We start from the raw sequence: 18,657 nt of genomic DNA on the forward strand, positions 1-18,657 counted from the left end.
GCGTTCCGTAACCGCCACGGTACGCGCGCCGGCGCACGGAAGGGAATGTTCAAATTCCAGAGGGAGAAGAAGACCGAGTCGTCGAGGGATGAGCGGGCGGCGGGCTTATGTGCGAAGGCCTCCCGCCAGAGTCAGGAGCATCGCGGTGACATACATGAGGGCGATGCCCGCGAAGACGCCGAGGGCCATCTGCACCCGGCGCGTGACGGTATAGGTGAGAGCGATGAGGGCCAGAATGACGTACAACAAGGAACCGGCGGCCAGCGTGTACCAGGCCACCGATAAATACGGGGAAGGATCGAGCCCACTGAGCACGGCGCCCACGCAGGTCGGCGCGCCGGCGAGCAGGCCCAGCAGCAGCACATCCTTCGCCGGGATCGAGTTCCGGCCGGCCGCGCCGACGATCCCGAACCCCTCGGTGCCGTTATGGAGCGCAAAGCCGGCGACCAACAGCGCGCTCAACGCCCACTCTCCGTTGGTGTAACTGGTTCCGATGGCCAGGCCTTCCCCGAGGTTGTGCAGACCCATGCCCAGCGCGATGAGGTACGGCAACGAGAGGACGCGCGTCAGGCGGCGGTGCTTGCCCAGTTGACTCTCTTCCAACACGACCAGGCCGACGAAGCTCACCAGCAAACAGCCGAGCAACACGATCCACGACACGACGTCCCGGGCGCCGGTCAGCTCCACCGCTTCATGCATGAGATCGAAAAAGAGATAGACCAGCACGCCGGTCGCCAGACCGATCAGTCCGGCTTCCCACGCGCGGGACAGCATGCGGCTGGCGAGGAGCGCGAAACCGATGCCCAGATAGACGGGAAAGACGCCGGCTACGGCGCCCATGCCGATGAGTTCAATCATCCTGCAACAGCGGTGATCCGATCAGGCCGTTGCGGCCGCGCGCGATCGTCCCGATCGGTCCCTCTACTGTAGACGTTTCTGCGGCGCAGTACCACACCTGATTTTGAGCCGGTGCGCGGCCGGGGCCGTGCGCCCTCTGCGCCCGCCTCGTTAGTCTCGCCGTTTCCGCATGCCTCGCTTGTCTTGCCCGTCTCGCTTCTAATTGAACTCCAGCTTGATCGAGGCGATGACGGTGAGCGGCGCACCGGGAATGATGGAGGTCCGGCTTTCCTGCGTGCCTTCGAAAAAGCGCTGGTCCAGCAGGTTCCGGAAATTGATCGAGGCAATCAGATTGGTCCGCCGCATCACCTCCGGTTTGCGGTAATACAGCGCCGCATCCAGGCGCACGAAGCCGGGGATCTGGAACGTATTGTCGATATCCCCCTGGCGTTTGCCGGCCGCATAGATGCCACCGCCGATTCCAAACCCTTCGAGCAGGCCTGACTGGACGGTGTACACGGTCCAGACGCTGCCGCTGTGAAGAGGCGCGTTGGGAAGCGTATGGCCTTCACGGACGACGGCATCACCTCTGGTGATCTCGGCATCAATGTAGGCGTAGGCGGCGATCACATCCCACCCGGGGAGAATTCGGCCGGTGACATCCAGCTCCACGCCCTGACTCCGCTCCTCCCCCGTCTGCACGATATCGCCAAAGGCGGGAGGCACACCGGTAAAGAGAAATCGCTGGACGTTCTTTTTCTCGATGCGGAAGACAGCCGTGTTCGCAAAGAGTCTCCCTTCGATCAGCTCCGTCTTGATCCCGGCTTCATATTGCCGTGCCGTCTCGGGCTCCGGAAGCGTGCCTGCCGGGGTCATGGCCCTGAAGACGCTGAAATTGTCCAACTGCCTCGCCGATTTGCTGAAGTTCGCGTAGAGCGAGACCGGCTTGACCGGCTGGTACACCAATCCGACCATCGGGTTAAAGAAGGTATCCGTCTGCTTCGTCTCCGTGCCGGCCAGTCGGTCATCAAAGTGCTGGTCGAAGATATCGAAACGGCCGCCGAAGGTGAGCTTCAGGTTCTCCCTCAGCTCGATCAGGTCCGAGACGTAGGCGCCCAGGATATTGTTCGTCAACGTCCCGTCAAAGGTCGTGCTGAACGCGCCCACGTTGAAGGAGTAAACAGGATTGAAGATGTTCATCGTATTGGATACGCCGGCGAAGTCCACGCGGGTCCTGTGCGTTTCCCGTCCGAGTTCTACGCCGGCGAGCATGCGATGTCCGATCGGCCCGGTGTGGAATCGGCCCACCAGCTCATTCTGCAGATAATGGCTCTGGACTAGCTGAGGGATCTTGAATCCTGCCAGAAACAGCGTCTCATTGTCGGTGGCGAGGAAGCTCGGCTCGACGCTGTTGTAGTCCTCGCTGGCCACCGCCGCGCGGAAGGCGGAGCGCCAGGCCCATGCATCCGAGAACTCATGGAGGAGGATCAGGGTGGCTTTGCCTTGGTTGTAAGTATTCCGGCGAAAGGGATCTCCAAGGAAGCGACTGACCGGAATATTCGCGACGCCGGTCCCGACCGCGACCAAGCCTCGGTCGATGGGTCTCGTGTCATAGAGGAACTCCCCTTCGAAGCGGAAGTTTGTCCGTGAGCCGAGCTGCCAGCCGATCGTCGGCGCGGCAAAGAATCGCTCACTGACCACGAGATCTCTGAAGCTATGGGCATGTTCGTAGACGCCGTTGAAGCGATGCAGCAGGGACTTGCCGGACATCAGAGGTCCGGAAACATCGATCGTCGGCCGATAGAGGTTATAGCTGCCGACGATCATGTCCGCCGCATAGTAAGGACTCGACAACGGCTTCTTCGTGATCAGGTTGACGATTCCGCCCGGATCGGTTCGGCCGTAGAGAAACGAGCCGGGACCCTTCAGCACCTCGATCCGTTCGAGATTGGCGACTTCCCGCTGGGTCCGAGAGGAAAACGTGCTGTCGTCGCGGAAGCCGTTCTTGAAGATGTTCACGTCCGTGGTGAACCCTCGGATGTTGAAACGCTCGGCCCGGCCGCCGGCGCCGTGCGGGATCGAAGTGCCGCTGATGTTCCGTATCACGTCTTCGATCCGTACGGCCTTCCGGTCGTCCATCACTTGCCGGGTGATGACATCGACCGACAGCGGGAGGTCGCGCTGGGGTGCCGGCAACCGCGTGGCCGAGGACACCTCCTCGACCGCATAGTCCCCCTCCCGCACCTCCTTGACCACGACCTCCGGCACCTTGACCGGTTTCTGGCCGTCGCGCTCCGCCCTGTCCTCCGGCGTTTCGTGCTCGCCGGATTGGGAGTCCGAGGAAGCGGCGCTGCGGTCATCGGACCGACGATGGAACTCTTTGACGAGCGTGATGGTGTTGGGAGCGGTAATCCGATAGTCCAAGCCGGTGTCTTTGAGTACAATCCGCAACGCGTCGCCGGGACGATGGAATCCGATCACTCCATCGGTCGTGAGCCCCTCCGTCATCTCCGACGTAAACAGCAGTCGCAGGTTCGCTTGATCGGCGAATTGTGTCAGGGCCGGTCCGAGTGGTTGAGGCTCGATATGGAATTCGACCGTTCGCACTTGCGGCGACTCCGGCGTGGCTTGCGCGACTCGCGCGTGAACCGGCCCATGTCGGCCAATGGGGTGCGGCTGGTCGTGTCGCAGGTCCGGCTGGGCTTGAGCATGGATCGGTTGCATCGCCAGCGCGGCAATGATGAATGCGCGGCACGTTGCGGTCGCTCTCGGAGCTGACGCCATGGATCCCCTCCTGGTTACGCGGTTCGAGGCTTTCGCGCAAAAGCGGCTCGGTGTCAGCTACTAAGACGAACGAGGCGGGGAAACTTGCAATGGGGTTTTTGCGGTTGATTCGGGAGGGAGGACTATTGGCGGAGCAGAACCAGATAAGGCGTCAGGCTGATTGTGCGAACGCGGAGCACACGCTTGACGGCTTCCAGGGCGCCGTCCGGATCGGCGGTCTCGAACACCCCCGTCACCCGAAGGTCGCGCAGACGGGAATCGGCGACGACGATGCGGCCTCGACGGTAGCGATTCAGTTCCTCGACCACGGCGGCCAGGGGCTGCGAGGCGAAGATCAGCTTACCTCGCCGCCACGCGGCGGCCGACCGCAGATCGGCAAGTTCGATCCGACCGAGTCCCGTGTCGGGCGAATAGCCGACGCGTTCCCCTTCCAGGAGTGTGACGGCGTCCATGCCGTCGCCGGCCGGGCCGGACACGCGAACCGCGTGTTCGAGAACGGTCACCGTAACCGCGCCATCTTGTAGGCGGACTGCGAACTCGGTCCCGAGAGCGCGGGTCGCCACCCCGGCGCTCGTTACGGTGAACGGCCGGGTCGGATCCGGCGCCACGACGAAGTCGGCTTCCCCGCGGAGCAGGCGCACCGAGCGGGCCTTGCCGGTGATGGTCACGTCGAGGGCGGTATCGGTATTGAGGAACAGGGTGCTGCCGTCGGCCAGCGTGACACGCCGTTGCTCGCCGGTCGCGGTCCGATAATCCGCCAAATCGGCCCGCATGATGTCGAGCATGCCGGCAGACCAGAGACCGCCGGCCACCAGGAGCACCGTCGCCGCGACGGCCCAGGTGCGCGCCGGTATCCTCGCCGTTCTCACCTCCGGGCGAAGCGATGCGGGTTGCGCAGGCGGCTCTGGGTTGATATGGAGGGGCGGATTGAGGGGAAGCCGTCCCAGACCTTTCCACAAGGCCTCGGCCTCCTGAAATGCCGCTTCATGCGCCGGGCTGTGAGCCCGCCAGTTCGCGCATCGGCGTTGCAGATCGTCCGTGGCCTGACCCGACTGCAACTGCACCAGCCAGTCGATGGCCTCGTCCACCAGCCGTTCGCTTGGATCTTGCGGATCGGAGAGGTTCATGGAGCGCTGTTCCCTCGGCGGCTTCCGAGCTCCTGCGCCGATCCGGATGTGCGCGGGAAACATGCCGAGAGGTCGTACTCTATAAGACGATCGGCCGGACAAGATCAATACCATCTTCGTGCGCCGTGGCTCACGGCCAATTCGAGCGAAGGCGGCGGCGGCAATGTTTGAGGGCTTGCGCGATATACTTGGCCACCATGCTTTCTGAGACGCCGAGGTGTGCGGCGATCTCAGCATGGCTTTTCCCCTCCAGCCGGTTCAGGATGAGCGCCTGCCGGCATTTAGGAGAGAGTTCCGCCACGGCCGCCGAGAGGATCGCCACCGTCTGCTTGGCATGGAGGGCATCCTCGGCGGACGGCTCCCGGCTGGGCACCTCGACGGGAAGCGGGTCAGGGGAAAGGATCTCAATCTGCCGTTGAGAACGCCGCAGGTGATCGATCGCCAGATTCGAGGCGATCCGAAACAGAAAGGCGCGGGGATGCTCGATGGTGAGCCTCGGTCCCAGACTCACCAGTCGAAGATACGTTTCCTGAACACAATCGGCGGCCAGATCGTGACAACCCAGCTTGCGTGTCAAAAAGGCCAGCAGGTCCCGGCGATACTGTTGGAACGAAGTCAGCCAATCGACTCTCTGAGTACCCGCCATTTGCAACTCTTCACTCCAGCCGGTAGCCGATCGGAATCTGAACGACGACCTGCGGTCGTCCCAGCGGATGGGCCAGCGACACGGGAGAGGCCCGGTGCAACAGTGCGACGGCATCCTGATCGAGCATGGTGTATCCGGAACTTTGAACGACCGTAATGTCGGAAATGGACCCGTCAGCCTGAATGACGGCTTCCAGGACGACGTTGCCTTGCCAACGATTGCTCTTGGCCAGATAGGGATATCGCTTGAGGCGCTCCACCTGGACATGCAGAGCGTCGGCGAGCCAGCCATAGTCCGCCCGCAGCGGCCTGGACACCGCCCCTGCCCGCTCCTGCGCGGGAGGGCGCGTCACCAGTTTGGCGACGTCTTGGATCGCCGGCTCCTGCACGAGAGGCGAGTCTTGTTCAGGATCGACCTCCGGCGGAGGGAGGTCCGCCTGTCCTGCCGTTGAGAGCGGGACCGGATCGTCGACGGAGGTCTGCGGCTGGACGTTCGTGGGGTCGCGCGGAATCGGTGTGTGCCGGCGAGGCGCCGGAGATGACGCGGCCGGCTTCGGGACGGCGTCGCGCACTGTTTGCCGCGCCCGGTCTACCACGATCTCGGCCGTGTCGTGGTCGAGCGGGACGGAAGGATGGGAAACCTCCGAGATCGTCGCGGGATCGGCTGCTGTGTTGTCCGCGCTCGGAGAAGATTCAAGGGGCGGAGCGACGGGCCGAGTGGGTTCGCTTTCCGATGTGGCCGGCGGCGATTCCGGCGCCATGTCGAACGAGGACGGCACCTCGGCGGCGAACGGCGACGGATGGGTCTGGATGATTGTCACGTCCCACTGGAAGACCTTGCGACGGGGCAATGGATTCCAATCGGCGGCCACTACGAGGGCGGTTCCGACCAGCAGGCTGTGAAGTGTCAGCGATATCAGCCACCCACGGAGAATGCCGCCGGTGGTTGAAACCGGCAATCGACGGGCGCGCGAGACATTGCGATGCATCATGAAGTCCGTGTTCGGTGCGAAAATCGGTGAAAATGAGAACTGTTATCATGTTAATATTACAACGATGACGGGGGCGACGGACATGTTCATTTTCCAGATCGTGAAAAGCGGCCCAGGCCGGTCCTTGGACTGTGCCGGAGCATGCCTGTCCCGTCTGCCGAACTGCTCTTGTCGTGCGTCGCGCCGAAGGAGGAATGGCGGAACGGCGGGAATGTTGCGAGGAACCGAGGCGGGTGAGTCGGCCGGGTCGCGCGGTATCTATGATAGGGTCCGCCGGTGTCTCATGGTTTCTTGGCCGCGAACACCGTCGCGTCGCAACTGATGTATTTGATCTGCTTCATGGGGATGATGATGACTTCTTTCGGAGAATCGACCTCCAGCACCTCCATGTCGTCGCTGATGGTGTGACGGATCGCGTCTTTGACGAGCAGCTCTTGATTGTCGGTGAAGATGACTTTGACCCAATATTGCACGGGATGACTCCTGGATAGAGATTGCGTCACTGAATGGCCGGCGCCGGATTCGCGTATCCGCCTGGCCGCGCATCGCTTCCCCTCCCCTACACGGTGCCGTGCTCCTTGCCCAACTCGGTTGAACGTTTTGCCGCCGCCTCGACGGCCGATATCAGCGCCGCCCGCAGTCTCCCCTTTTCCAATTGATACAGACCGGCGATGGTCGTCCCGCCCGGCGAGGCAACGCGGTCTTTCAAGCGCCCGGGAGGTTCGCCGCTCTCGATCATCATGCGGGCCGCTCCCAGGACGGTCTGCGCCGCCAGCAGTTCCGCCACGTGCCGCGGAAGCCCCATCTTCACGCCTCCGTCGGCCAACGCCTCGATCATGACGTACACGTAAGCCGGTCCGCTGCCGCTCAGGCCGGTGACGGCGTCCATCAGCCGTTCCTCGACGACCACCACCTTACCGACCGATTCGAACACGGTCCGCGCGGTGTTCTGATCGTCCTCCGAAAGTCCGTGGTTGAACGCCAATGCGGTGACGGCTTCCCGCACCGTGGAGGGTGTATTGGGCATGGCGCGGACGATCCGCGTGACGGCTTTGAGGTGCGAGGCCACTCGGGCGATCGGATAGCCGGCTGCGACCGAGAGGACGAGACTGTCCGCCGGTACGACCGGCTGAATGTCCTTCAGCACCTCGTCGAGCATTTGAGGTTCAACCGACAAAATCATGATGTTCGCAAGTCCGGCTGCCTCTCTATTGTCGCCCGTCGTCTTGATGCGATATCGGTTTTTGAGGTGGTCGCGCCTGTCCGGAAGGATATCGGTGGCGATGATCTGCTCCGGCCGGGCGGTGCCGGCCTGCAACAGTCCGGCGATCAATGCGTCCGACATGTTGCCGCCGCCCAGGAAGGCGAGCGTCTTTACCTTCAGCATGGGCGCGATTATACTGGCGGCTTGCCGAAGCTTCAACTTGCGGCTTGCCGACGGGGCCGGCTCTTCGGTACAGTGTCGGTATCATTCTCGAATCAAATTCCACGGGAGAACCCCGCCGTCGTTGGGAGGGATACCAATGAGAACGTGGGTGTGTTCCCTTTCTCTTCTTTTATTGTTCGGCATTTTCAGTGCCGACACGTGGGCGCGACGGGAGGCGTTGACGCCTGAACAAAAGGCCAAACTTGAAAAAGCCGAGCGCGTGTTGATCGAGGTGCTGTCTATCACCGATAAGGGGGAAATTCCGCCGGGACATCTCGCGGACATCGTGGCCCAGCGCATGAAGGAGTTCGGCTATACGGTCGTCACCGATCCTGCCCAGTCCCATGACGTGGTGTTCCGGGTGAAGTGCGAGCAGCGGAAGGTCTGGGAAGGGACGACGAGCATGGGAAGCGATGCCGACCTGCCCGATTCCCCGTCGCGGGTTTGGAAAGGACCTGCGTGCCAGTTGTTGTACCTGTTAGACGGGAAGAAGATGGGGTGGCGGAAAGAAGTCAGGACGGATTTTCCGGATGCGCAAAAAGCGGCCGCGGAGGCCAAGGTCGAGGACCCGGGCGCCCATGCGATGGCCAAACTCGGGGAACGCCTCCAGGCGTATGATTTTCCGGCGTTGATCGCCGCCGAATGGGGCCAGGAGGATCGGCTGCTGAAATTCCTCGACGATCCGACGACGACGCAGGAACGGAAAGTGAAAATCATCGGCTTGCTCGGGTACCTGTTTTCGACCAAGTCGGTGCCGCGTTTGCTCGAAGCACTGAAGGGGCCGGACGTAGAAATTGCCAAGGCAGCCGCCATCGCCCTGGGAAACATCGGCCGGAAGGAAACCATCCCGGTCCTGATCGAAGTCTTGAAAACGGGGAAGCCTGAGCTGCGGGCCGCCGCGGCCAAGGGTCTGGGCATCGTGGGCGCGCTTCACGGCGACTTCGCGATCATCGATCCGTTGCTGGAGGCGCTGAAAACCGACGATCTGACGGTCAAAACCGAGGTCGCCTGGGCGCTGGGCAAACTGCCGGATCGCCGAGCCTACGACCCGCTGTTCGCCATTCAAAAATCGCTCTTCAAGATCAACGATACCACTGCGGATCCCAAGGTCATCAAACTCAAAGAAGCGGTCAATTGGAGTTTGAAGCAAATCGATACCTGGGAGTATCTGCAATAACCGCTCATCGCGACAACCCATCTCAGAGGCGGACCTTGCGCAGGGCGCTGATCGGCGTTGCAGTTCTTTTCATGATCACATGGGGTATTCCCGGCTGGACGTGCGCTCAAACCGTCGGGGAAGAGGCCGAGATGGAGCGGCTCCGCGTGAAAGCGGAGGAGGCCATCGCCAATGATGATCCCGACGGCGCGGCGATGAGCATCGGCAAAGCCGCACTGATGGCCTCGGAGTTGGCCAAGCGGGAGATCAGCGCCGTCAAGGGGCGGTTGTACCGCAGCGCCGAGGCGCTCTTCCGAGCACAAGAAGACGCCTACCGGGCGCTGGCGCTGTTCCGTCGGGCCGGCGGCCAGGCGCCGGCTTCGTCGGGCGTCTGTAGCACGTTGCGATTGGCGCAGAGCCATCTGCAACACGCGCTGAAACTGTTGGATGAAGACCGGTCTTCCGGCGAGACGGCGTCCGATGCCGCAACGGGTGGACGGCTGAAGCAGCTTCGCGAGATGGCCGAAGATTGGAACACCGTGATCGCTTCCATGCACACGGACTTTCAATGCGCGTAAGCCGGGCGAGGGGCGCGGGGCTAGCCTCCGGCCGCTGGCCCCTCGCCTAAATCTCAGGTTGTTGAACAACTATGTCGGCGCCATCGAACCGCAAGACGTCGGCAGATGACAAACAGGATCAGAATAGCCGGCAGGATGTTCAAAAAGGCCGTCGCACCCGCCAGGCGGGTACCCGGGCCGCAGCGAGCGAAGAGGCGAGGCGTACTCGGGGCACCCGTTGCTCTTCTTGGTGCAACGGGTCCAAGACGTTGAGCCTCTGAGCGTCAGACCCATTGCGCTACAAGAGCAATGGGTACCCCAACAAAGCTGGCGGACTTTTTCAACAATCCTGCTAATCTTCCTCCGGATTGATCACGTGAAGCCCCAAGGGCCGGCAAGCTCCCAACAGGTGCTGGTCCGAGCTGACCACCGTCAATCGAAGCGGTTTCAATTCCAAGGCCAGGGCCAAATGGAGCGCTTGCGACGAGCGCAGGTGTGGAAAGTCGAGGATCAGTTCTTTCGTGGACAGAAACGTCTCCATGGTGGGCGCGATAAAATGAAACAGGCCCTGCGAGGATTCGACCTCGAACCGGTAGATGACCGAATAGCAATCGTCCCGGGTCAACTCGCCCTGCTTGGCGCGGATCGAGAGCGTCGAATAGAGATCGGTGATAGCCCAGGTCGGCAGGATCGCCACCTTCCCGCGCTTGACCAGGAGCTTGTTGACGATGCGGCTTCCCCGCTCCGAGCTGTACCGCTTCACCAGCCCGGTCGAGTCGAAATAATAGTACGGCATGGATCACCCCCTCCCCTTCAGGATGAAGTCCGCCAGCGACGTCGGAAGCTTGGACAGACGATCCTGTAACTCGTCCAGCGGCACTTGGTCGTAGCCCTGCTTGCGCAGCAAGTCGACGAGGCTTCCGCTTCTGACCGCTTCGGTATCCTTGAGAATCCGTCTGACGAGTCGTCGCTTGACGAGGCGGCTGGGTATCCGCCGGCTGGTCCGGCCTGACTCCTTGTTCCGGGATGAATTGGAGGTAGAAGACGTGCGCGCGGCGGAGGACTTTGACTTTGGGGCCATTCAGCCTCCTTTCTTCTTCACATGGATAGAGGGTTCGTTGCAGGGGGCGCCGACGTTTCATCGCCCCGCGGGCATCCGGCCGGAGGACCGGCGGCAGCCGGCAGTTCCGCGTCGCCGTAGATGTAGCCGGCGATGGCCTTCGCCAGGTCAGACGCAAATTCCTGCTGCATGACACGCAACGCCTTGGCCGTCGCTTCCCTGGTCGTCAGGTGCCCTTCTTTTCCGCCTTTCGAGACGGCGCCGACGATCCGCTGCGTGGCCAGCTCCTGTATCACGAAGTCGCTGCACCAGCGGACGAATTGAAACTGCGGATCGCGCACGTCGATCGGCCACAACCGGACGGTACCCTTGACGATCAGTTCGGGTGTTGGACCCCCCTCGCCTCCGAGAGACGAACTTTCTCCGGCCGGCGGACGTCCCGTCACCGAGAGCCCTTCCCGGATCAGTCCCTCCATCACCGCGCGTTGGATCGGTTCCGCCTGATCGCCGGTGACTTCCACCGCGACCGCCAGGTTGGCCGCCAGAAACTGTTCCAGTTCCGCCGTCAGTTCGGCGACCCGATAGGCGGGCGGATGGCCTTGGCCGCTGGCGCGAATCACCCGCAGGTCGGCGTTGTAGGCTTCCCGCACCACCAGGTTCCTGGCGGCCCGTTTCAGATTCCTGACACGCGCGAGCTTATCTTGGGTGCGGCGGGCCTCCGTCACTTCCGTGTCGATCGTCCGATCCAATTCGGCGATCCGTTCCAACAACGCCGACTCAGCCTGCGCACGGTTCATGCCTGCCAGCGCATAATGCTGGCCGCTTCGCCGGTCGAACCAGGTATCCAAAATCCGCACATTCTCGAGCACCTTGTCCGTCGAGACGCGGGTGACATTGTCGAGGGTCAGGCGACGCTCCGTCGTCGCCTTGCCTCGGTTTTCGATCAGGAGATACGATTCCCAGTCCTTCGCCTGCGCGTTGATTTCGGCTTTGAAAATCCTGGCCACCGCCGCATAGGCTTGTTCCGCGGCGATCGTCCGGGTTTCGGCTTGACCGATTCCAAGCAGGTATTGGCTTGGAGGAAACTCCGGGCTGGATCCATCGAGCCATCCCGGCTTGTTTTTGGACCAGGACCATGTGCAGGCTGGCAGCGCCGACGATGAAAGGATGAGCGCCATCGTGAGGACCGCAAGGCCCCGGTTTCTCCCCGGCGTGAGAGGCGTCACTGGATCACCCGTCGGATCAGGAACTTCGTTTCACCCGCCCGAAGCGTCATCGAGTGCGAAGCGTTCGGGTTCACCCCATCTCCTCGCCGGCCTCCGGGATCGATCCGGACTTCGTATTCGCCCGGGGGCACCCACAGGCGTGATAGATGGATTTCATCCGGCAGGGTTCGCCAACTGCGTTTGTCCGCTTCTTCGGAGTACACGGCCAGCCCCTTGGTCAAGAGCCCGACCAAGAGGCCGATCCACGGCCCCGCGTCTTTCCCGGCCGCCTGCTGGGCACCGCGAGTCGCGCCTTCGGCCATGGTGAACTTCGTAGCCGCCCGCGCGACCGCTTTCACGGCGATGGCGGGGAGCCGCTCCGACAACGCCTTTTCCGCCAGGGCCGTCAGATTGTGGGCCAGTTCCGTCCGCGCGGTGAACGAGCCGCCGGTTCCGCTGAGGGTGATCTGCTCGTAGCTCACCTGTGTCTTTTGCGGCACCAGCCTCGGCAAGGCCACACGGACGACGCGGCCGCTCAGACCATAAAGAACGCTTTCCGCGGCGCGGTTTTCGTAGCGGTTTCCGGCGCCCAGGCCCTTCGTCAGCAACACCAGTTGAAGCGCGTCCAGGCTGACGGGAAGATCGACGAACAGATCTTCCTTGCGCGGAGCGCGGCCATTATAGCTGATCACGACGACTTGAGCGAGATGCTCTTGCTCGTGTTTGGACTGCCACACGGCATCGGGAAAAAGCCGGCGGTACTCCTCGAATTCTGCGGTCAAGTGCAAGGCGTCCGTCACCCGTAGAAGATCCGCGCGGAGGGTCGGCGGCACGGGTGTGTGGGACCAGGTCCGCATCCTCTCATAGGCCTCATAGGCTTTGCGGTAGGCGATGAACGCGTTGTTGAGGTCACCGGCGGCCTCATAGAGGATGCCGGTGAGATAGCGGGCGAATGCATCGTCCCGGTAGCCGTCCCTTTCCTTCGTCTTGTCGGCCAACACGTTTAGCCGGTTGTCGATCCGCCTCGCCTCCACCAATGCGTCGTCGAGTCGGCCCATGACCGCATAGTTCAAGGCTTTGACGACGTTGATCATCACCTGTTCGTAGGGATCGCCTTCATACGGCAATTCGGTGTCATTGATGAGGAAGGCTTTGGCTTCGGTGCGTATCCTGCGGGTGTAGAGACGGTCGATCTCTTCCTCCGCCTGTTCGAGGACCGCGTTGCTTCGGTCGTACTGACCCGACAGGTGCAGCGTCATCCCGCGGTCCATGCCGTAGAGGACTCGGCTTTTGGACCCGTACTCCTTTTCCGCTTGTTCGACGATCTGGTCGGCTCGGTGCGGGTCGTGTGCTCGGAGGCTGTCTTCGATGAGGATGTATCGGTTGACCTTGGGACCGCAACCGGCGAGGAGCGTGAGGGCGACACCCGCGACCGCCAGGCATGCCCGCGGGGAGAAAGCGCGCGCCTTTGCACCCGAGGTTGAAGGGAGTAAGAAAGAAGGGCTCAACGGGGCACGTGGAGCCTAAAAAATCGTCCGTTTGCGTTCGATGACTTTCTTGATCTTTTTCTGCCCGAACCAGGACTTCACATTGCTTTCGAGGTCGATCATCTCGAGATCGACCTGATAGAACACGGCCTTGACGCCGTCCGTCTCGTCGAGGATGGTCGAGATGCTCCCTTTCATCATGTAGTCGGCGCCGAGTTCTTTTCCCGGAGCCTTCTGCGTATCCTCGCGGGCATGGACGGCCTGCTCGCGCCGCTCCTCGCGGATCTCCTCCCGTTCGCCCTTGCCGGCGACAAACGTGACCTTCTGCGAATTTGTCAATTCTCGGGCCAGATCCTGCACGAAAGTCTGTACATTGATATGCTCGTGGCTGCGGTTCAGAATCGTCCCGACGATGACGACCGGTTGGCGGTTCTTCGATTTGACGAAATTGTCCAGCCACGGATAGCTGAGCGCCTGCTTGACCAACTCTTCGGCGACTTGGCGGGAATCGGTGTCGTTCCAGCGGCCGCTGAGATCCGTCACGACGCCGGGGTCCACGCGGGTCACCTTGGCTTCGGCGCCGCAGCCCGCCAGCCATAGTGACAGCGCGAGCAATGCCGGGGCCGTCGCGATCCTCCATCCTGGCGCCATCCACGTCTCCTGCATGCACACCTCCCTGCTACAGTCAGAGTCCGGAACAGTGGAACAAACGGGAGAGATGGAAACTACCGGTTGGCCCGTTTCTCTTCTTCCTTTTCCAATCGCTCGAAGAGTCGGTCGGCGTTTTTTCGGACGAAGTCGCGCACCTGGGCGTTCAGCTCCTTCGCCTGCTCCAGGTTGCTTTTCATATCCTCCAAGCTGAGCTTCGCCAGTACGTAGTAGGTGCCGGTCTTTTCGTCCTTGTAACGGTCGACGGGACGGACGCCGCTGAGCGTGACGGTCGTGATGGTCTTAATAGCCCGCTCCACGTTCTGCTCTTCCGTGTTTCTGGTGAAATCGCCGGCTGTGGTGGATGCGGCGTAGTCCCGCATGAGGTAGCCGGTATAGGTCTCGAAGTTTTTCGCGATCTCGGCCCGCGCGCGATTCTCGGCCGTGTCCCACGCGAGCGGCTCATTCTTCACGCCGACCACCGATCCGACCCCGTAGAAGGCCTTCGAATCCTTGTCGTTATAGGCGCCCGATCCCTTCTTGACCCAGGTCGGAGCGCCGCCGCAGGCGGTCAGTCCGATCAGAAGCGCAAGGGCGAGTCCGCTTCCTGTGAGTTTCGCAAGAAGCCCATTGGGTGTGCGCATGGGAATTCCTCCTTCGTGCATGCTGCTGCCGTGGTCGGTGGACCGCAAGGCGCGGTTTATGTCTTATTGGTCATCAAACGGCACGGTCTGATGCGGGATAACCATTCACGTACGATTCACGTACGATCAAAAACACTCGAAAAGATGCTAACATGCACCCCTCATGCTGTCAACGCAACTGAACGGGAAACGTTGACAGCAAGGTCGCCTGTTTCGGAACTCGCGAGCAGCAAATAGCATGCACCTCTCAGCTATTCGATGCTCGATGTCGGCTATTTTTTTCAAGGAGGAATGCCGTGGCCGAAGTACAGATTCAAGACGGTGTGATCAAGATCGTCGAGCTTGATGTGCAAGATCCGAAGGCGGCGGCCGTGCTGGCCGAATATCCTCAGGCTCGATGGACCGAAATCACCAGGCGAGCGATCAAGATCGGATTGGGGTATTTGAAGGGCGGCGCCAGAGACTGACTCCGGTTGATGATGCGCGGGGATGCGTCGCCTTTCGCTCGTCGCGGTTCCTACTTTTCGGGCGGCTGCGTCTCGCTCTGCTCGACGATGAATTTGGCTCGTGAATCGGTCCCCCCGAGTTCGAGATAGCGGCGAAAGGCTTCTCTGGCTTTCTTCCGATCTTTCAAATCGTCCGCGTAGAGGGTGCCGAGAGAATAGTAGACGTCGACGTAATCCGGATTGACGGCCAAGGCTTGCCGCATGGCCTCCTCGGCTTCCGCGTACTGGCCGCGCTTCTGGAAGATCAATCCGAGCGTATAGTAGGAATCCGGATTCTTCGGCGCGTACTGAACCGCCAGACGAGCGGTCGAAAGCGCTTCGTCCAGATTGGGCAGGATTTCCAAGCGAACGTAACTCTTCAGCACATAGGCATCCCCGAAGGACGGATTGTATTCGATCGCCTTGTTCAACCGATCCAACGCTTCCTCGGCGGATTTCTGCTGTTGGAGCAACAGAAAAGCCTGTTCGTACTGCGTCTTCGCCGCCGCCGCCCGTTCGGCTTCCGTCTTCGGCTCCGGCCCCAGCACGAAGGCCGCTTTTTTCCCCTCGATCAGGATCACGTCCCCGTCGCCGTCCAGTTGCGCGAATTGCGGGTGCTGAGCGCCGTTGGTCATTTGCTCGATCTGTTGTTTGACGTACGCGCCCAGTTCGCTCGCCATGAGCCAGCCGTTCTTGTTTTGGTCGGCGGCGCCCTTCAGCCCGGCCAGCAACGCCGTCATGAACGCGCCTTGGCCGTCTTTTCGGATCGGCACTTCGCCTTTGTCGCCGGCGGTCAAGACCTGCACGGCGCGCTTTTCGGTGTCTTCTTCCGGCGCCAGACGGCCTTCGAGCGACAGTTGCTGCGGCGCGGTGATTTCCCAGCCACGCACGCCCGTATCGAGCAGGAACAACGTATGCTTGGACATGACCCGCCGGCTGAAATCCTTCAGCAGATCGAAGGTGATGGCTTTTGCGGCGTTGTTCGGCTGCGCGTCCCAGGGAACGAGATAGCCGAGATCCTTGCCGGTGTGGTCCTGGGTGACCCCCGCGTGTCCGGCGAAAAAAATGACGACACGGTCCATCCGACCGACTTTTCTGGGCAGATAGTCCGTCAGAATGTGGCGAAGGCCGCGCGACGTCGCGTCCTTCTCGTAAATCTCCAGAATTTCTTCGAACCCGAGCTCGCGCAGCGCTGCGGCCGCGGCCTTCGCATCTTCAACGGCTCCGGGATATTTCGGAGCCACAAGATAGTTCTCGATGCCGATGACGACCGCCCACGATTTATAGTACAGACCTTCCGGCTTGCCCTTCTGCGCCAGGGCCGGCGCGACCAGGCAGACCACACAGACCGAGAGGGCGATGACACGCGAGCCGAGTTGCCGGGAGGCGCAGCGGGGCTGTCGAGATGAAGACCGGGTCATCCTTAGGAGCAGTCTTGTGGATAGCAATTTGCCGATATACCAGCCTACTCTGGCCGTCTGCGCAGTGTCAAGAAACGCGATGGCGCAGGGGCGGAGGCCGACACGGTGGGTTTGTGCCCGGTCGTTCGAACCCTTGAAGAATACGCGGGGGCTTGCTCATAATGACGGCGCATTCCGGCGGCGTCCTGTCCGCCTTGCCACCCCTTCTGAGAAGGAGAGCGGACGATGGAAGAAAAAATCGATACCTTGCTGAAAGTAGGGCGCGTCTTTCATCCGACGGCGCAGACCAAAGCCCGCGCGTACATTCAAGATTACGAGGCGGAGTATAGAAAGTCCGTCGCCGATCCCGAGGGGTTCTGGGATCGGGCGGCGAAGGAACTGGAATGGTTCACCCCCTGGAGTCGGGTGTTGGAGTGGAACTATCCCTGGGCCAAATGGTTCGTCGGCGCGACCTGCAACATCTCCTACAACTGCCTGGACCGGCACGTGAAAACCTGGCGCAAGAACAAGGTGGCCGTCATCTGGGTGGGAGAAGACGGCCGGGAGCGGGTCTTCACCTACGGCGAACTGTCTCGCCAGGTGAACCGCTGCGCCAACGCTCTCAAGGCGCTGGGGCTCCGCAGGGGTGATCGGGTCACGATCTACCTCCCGAAGATTCCCGAACAGATCATGGCGATGCTGGCTTGTGCGCGCATCGGCGTCGTGCACAGCGTCGTGTACTCGGGATTCAGCGCGCCGGCGCTGGCCAGCCGGATTCAGGATGCGGAGGCCCGCGTCGTGATCACGGCGGACGTCGGGTACGATCGCGGGAAGAGCGTCAACCTCAAGGGCGTCGTGGATCAGGCCCTCGCGACCTGTCCCACGGTCGAAACGGTCGTCGTGGTCCGGCGCGAAACACCGGGCATCGCCCTGTCGGCGCCGAAGGAAATCGATTGGGCGGACTGGATGCAAGGCGAGAAGGCCGTGTGCGAGGCGGAGCGACTGGACGCCGAGGCGCCCCTCTACATTCTGTACACGTCCGGCACGACCGGGAAGCCGAAGGGGGTCGTCCATGTGCACGGCGGCTACATGGTCGGGACGTATCTGACCGCCAAATACGTGTTCGATCTCAAGGAGGAAGATGTGTATTTCTGCGTGGCCGATCCCGGATGGGTCACGGGCCACAGTTACATCGTCTACGGGCCCCTGCTGAACGGGGCGACCATCCTGACCGCCGAGGGCAAGCCCGACTATCCCAATCCCGGCCGTTGGTGGGAGTTGATTGAACGGTACGGCGTCTCGATCTTCTACACGACGCCGACGGCGATTCGCCTGCTGATGAAATACGGCGAGGAATGGCCGAAGAAATACGACCTCTCCTCCCTGCGCATCCTCGGCAGCGTCGGCGAGCCGATCAATCCGGAGGCGTGGGAATGGTTCCATCGGGTGACGGGCGGCGATAAACCGATCATGGACACCTGGTGGCAGACGGAAACCGGCATGATCCTCGTCACACCCCTCCCCTGCGTGCCGCTCAAGCCCGGATCTGCGACGCGGCCGTTCCTGGGCGTCGAGGCCGATGTGGTCGATCGCGAAGGCAGGAGCCTGCCGGCCAATGCGGGCGGCTTCGCGGTGATCAAGAAGCCCTGGCCGGCCATGATGCGCACCATTTATAAGGATCCGGACCGCTACAAGGTCTATTGGAACACGATTCCCAACTGCTACACGGCGGGCGATGTGTGTCGCAAAGACGAAGACGGTTACTTCTGGTTCATGGGCCGCGCCGATGACGTGATCAAGGTGGCGGGCAATCGGATCGGGACCGCGGAAGTCGAAAGCGCGCTCGTCAGCCATCCTGCCGTGGCCGAAGCGGCGGTGATCGGCAAACCGCACAAAACGGCGGGGGAGTCGATCAAAGCATTCGTGATCCTCAAGCAGGGCCGGCAGGAGAGCCGCGACTTGATCCAGTCGCTGAAGGATCACGTGCTGAAAGAATTGGGCAAGATCGCCGTCCCGCAGGAAGTCGAGATCGTCGCGTCGCTGCCGAAGACCAGGTCCGGCAAGATCATGCGGCGAGTCCTCAAAGCCAAGGAACTCGGACAGGACCCGGGCGATATTTCGACGATCGAGGAGTGAAAGCGGCTATCAGCTATCAGTCTTCAGCTATCAGCTATTTGGCCTGCCTCTTTGCGCTGAAAGCCGAC

The 18,657-nt window shown here is 61.8% G+C and carries 18 protein-coding genes; 4 read left to right on the plus strand and 14 right to left on the minus strand.

Annotated elements, in window-relative coordinates:
- Positions 1-105 precede the first annotated feature (105 nt).
- From AB1555_05775 to proC, 7 genes are all read right to left on the minus strand, one after another.
- Entirely contained in the window at positions 106-858 is a 753-nt protein-coding gene (locus AB1555_05775) for a zinc transporter ZupT (protein ID MEW6246205.1), read from the minus strand.
- 198 nt (positions 859-1,056) lie between these two features.
- Positions 1,057-3,621: a TonB-dependent receptor gene (locus AB1555_05780; protein ID MEW6246206.1), complete on the minus strand. Its 2,565-nt coding sequence runs from the start codon at positions 3,619-3,621 to the stop codon at positions 1,057-1,059.
- Between the two features lie 122 nt (positions 3,622-3,743).
- Entirely contained in the window at positions 3,744-4,748 is a 1,005-nt protein-coding gene (locus AB1555_05785; GenBank protein MEW6246207.1) for a FecR family protein, read from the minus strand.
- Between the two features lie 130 nt (positions 4,749-4,878).
- Positions 4,879-5,394, minus strand: coding sequence for a sigma-70 family RNA polymerase sigma factor (locus AB1555_05790; protein ID MEW6246208.1), 516 nt, complete (start codon positions 5,392-5,394; stop codon positions 4,879-4,881).
- 10 nt (positions 5,395-5,404) lie between these two features.
- Positions 5,405-6,385: a TonB family protein gene (locus AB1555_05795; GenBank protein MEW6246209.1), complete on the minus strand. Its 981-nt coding sequence runs from the start codon at positions 6,383-6,385 to the stop codon at positions 5,405-5,407.
- Positions 6,386-6,666: 281 nt separating this feature from the next.
- Positions 6,667-6,858 (minus strand): hypothetical protein, encoded by a 192-nt coding sequence (locus AB1555_05800; GenBank protein MEW6246210.1) that lies wholly within the window; start codon positions 6,856-6,858, stop codon positions 6,667-6,669.
- Positions 6,859-6,944: 86 nt separating this feature from the next.
- Complete coding sequence (gene proC, locus AB1555_05805; protein ID MEW6246211.1) at positions 6,945-7,772, minus strand: pyrroline-5-carboxylate reductase; 828 nt, start codon at positions 7,770-7,772, stop codon at positions 6,945-6,947.
- Between the two features lie 136 nt (positions 7,773-7,908).
- Here proC and AB1555_05810 point away from each other — a divergent pair, with 136 nt between their 5' ends.
- The gene (locus tag AB1555_05810) at positions 7,909-8,988 is read left to right on the plus strand and encodes a HEAT repeat domain-containing protein (GenBank protein ID MEW6246212.1); all 1,080 of its coding nucleotides are present in this window, start codon (positions 7,909-7,911) and stop codon (positions 8,986-8,988) included.
- A gap of 71 nt (positions 8,989-9,059) precedes the next feature.
- A complete protein-coding gene (locus AB1555_05815; protein MEW6246213.1) occupies positions 9,060-9,545 on the plus strand; it encodes a hypothetical protein in 486 nt (161 codons plus the stop codon).
- Between the two features lie 331 nt (positions 9,546-9,876).
- Here the strand turns inward: AB1555_05815 and AB1555_05820 are convergent, their stop codons facing one another.
- The 6 genes from AB1555_05820 to AB1555_05845 are packed head-to-tail and all read right to left on the minus strand — an operon-like array spanning position 9,877 to position 14,568.
- Positions 9,877-10,320: a type II toxin-antitoxin system VapC family toxin gene (locus AB1555_05820; GenBank protein ID MEW6246214.1), complete on the minus strand. Its 444-nt coding sequence runs from the start codon at positions 10,318-10,320 to the stop codon at positions 9,877-9,879.
- A 3-nt stretch (positions 10,321-10,323) separates the two neighbouring features.
- Positions 10,324-10,605, minus strand: a complete 282-nt coding sequence (locus AB1555_05825) for a hypothetical protein (protein MEW6246215.1) — start codon at positions 10,603-10,605, stop codon at positions 10,324-10,326.
- A 17-nt stretch (positions 10,606-10,622) separates the two neighbouring features.
- Entirely contained in the window at positions 10,623-11,762 is a 1,140-nt protein-coding gene (locus AB1555_05830; GenBank protein ID MEW6246216.1) for an LPP20 family lipoprotein, read from the minus strand.
- Positions 11,763-11,806: 44 nt separating this feature from the next.
- A complete protein-coding gene (locus tag AB1555_05835; protein MEW6246217.1) occupies positions 11,807-13,297 on the minus strand; it encodes a hypothetical protein in 1,491 nt (496 codons plus the stop codon).
- Positions 13,298-13,312: 15 nt separating this feature from the next.
- Complete coding sequence (locus AB1555_05840; GenBank protein MEW6246218.1) at positions 13,313-13,942, minus strand: penicillin-binding protein activator LpoB; 630 nt, start codon at positions 13,940-13,942, stop codon at positions 13,313-13,315.
- Positions 13,943-14,001: 59 nt separating this feature from the next.
- Positions 14,002-14,568, minus strand: coding sequence for an LPP20 family lipoprotein (locus tag AB1555_05845; GenBank protein MEW6246219.1), 567 nt, complete (start codon positions 14,566-14,568; stop codon positions 14,002-14,004).
- Positions 14,569-14,864: 296 nt separating this feature from the next.
- On the opposite strand from AB1555_05845, the gene AB1555_05850 reads away from it, so the two are divergent.
- Positions 14,865-15,035, plus strand: a complete 171-nt coding sequence (locus AB1555_05850; GenBank protein ID MEW6246220.1) for a hypothetical protein — start codon at positions 14,865-14,867, stop codon at positions 15,033-15,035.
- Between the two features lie 50 nt (positions 15,036-15,085).
- Here AB1555_05850 and AB1555_05855 read toward each other — a convergent pair whose 3' ends face one another.
- Positions 15,086-16,474: a caspase family protein gene (locus tag AB1555_05855; protein MEW6246221.1), complete on the minus strand. Its 1,389-nt coding sequence runs from the start codon at positions 16,472-16,474 to the stop codon at positions 15,086-15,088.
- Between the two features lie 225 nt (positions 16,475-16,699).
- Between AB1555_05855 and acs the strand changes: the two genes are divergently transcribed.
- On the plus strand, positions 16,700-18,589 hold the full coding sequence (gene acs, locus AB1555_05860) for an acetate--CoA ligase (GenBank protein MEW6246222.1): 1,890 nt from the start codon (positions 16,700-16,702) through the stop codon (positions 18,587-18,589).
- The last annotated feature ends 68 nt before the right edge of the window (positions 18,590-18,657 follow it).

The organism is Nitrospirota bacterium, assembly GCA_040755395.1.
In the GTDB taxonomy this organism is placed as follows: domain Bacteria; phylum Nitrospirota; class Nitrospiria; order Nitrospirales; family Nitrospiraceae; genus DATLZU01.

Excerpts from the sequence above, each read along its gene's own strand:
- AB1555_05775 (MEW6246205.1), bottom strand. The coding sequence starts at position 858 with ATGATTGAACTCATCGGCATGGGCGCCGTAGCCGGCGTCTTTCCCGTC.
- AB1555_05780 (MEW6246206.1), bottom strand. The coding sequence starts at position 3,621 with ATGGCGTCAGCTCCGAGAGCGACCGCAACGTGCCGCGCATTCATCATT.
- AB1555_05785 (MEW6246207.1), bottom strand. The coding sequence starts at position 4,748 with ATGAACCTCTCCGATCCGCAAGATCCAAGCGAACGGCTGGTGGACGAG.
- AB1555_05790 (MEW6246208.1), bottom strand. The coding sequence starts at position 5,394 with ATGGCGGGTACTCAGAGAGTCGATTGGCTGACTTCGTTCCAACAGTAT.
- AB1555_05795 (MEW6246209.1), bottom strand. The coding sequence starts at position 6,385 with ATGATGCATCGCAATGTCTCGCGCGCCCGTCGATTGCCGGTTTCAACC.
- proC (MEW6246211.1), bottom strand. The coding sequence starts at position 7,772 with ATGCTGAAGGTAAAGACGCTCGCCTTCCTGGGCGGCGGCAACATGTCG.
- AB1555_05810 (MEW6246212.1), top strand. The coding sequence starts at position 7,909 with ATGAGAACGTGGGTGTGTTCCCTTTCTCTTCTTTTATTGTTCGGCATT.
- AB1555_05815 (MEW6246213.1), top strand. The coding sequence starts at position 9,060 with ATGATCACATGGGGTATTCCCGGCTGGACGTGCGCTCAAACCGTCGGG.
- AB1555_05820 (MEW6246214.1), bottom strand. The coding sequence starts at position 10,320 with ATGCCGTACTATTATTTCGACTCGACCGGGCTGGTGAAGCGGTACAGC.
- AB1555_05825 (MEW6246215.1), bottom strand. The coding sequence starts at position 10,605 with ATGGCCCCAAAGTCAAAGTCCTCCGCCGCGCGCACGTCTTCTACCTCC.
- AB1555_05830 (MEW6246216.1), bottom strand. The coding sequence starts at position 11,762 with ATGGCGCTCATCCTTTCATCGTCGGCGCTGCCAGCCTGCACATGGTCC.
- AB1555_05840 (MEW6246218.1), bottom strand. The coding sequence starts at position 13,942 with ATGCAGGAGACGTGGATGGCGCCAGGATGGAGGATCGCGACGGCCCCG.
- AB1555_05845 (MEW6246219.1), bottom strand. The coding sequence starts at position 14,568 with ATGCGCACACCCAATGGGCTTCTTGCGAAACTCACAGGAAGCGGACTC.
- AB1555_05855 (MEW6246221.1), bottom strand. The coding sequence starts at position 16,474 with ATGACCCGGTCTTCATCTCGACAGCCCCGCTGCGCCTCCCGGCAACTC.
- acs (MEW6246222.1), top strand. The coding sequence starts at position 16,700 with ATGGAAGAAAAAATCGATACCTTGCTGAAAGTAGGGCGCGTCTTTCAT.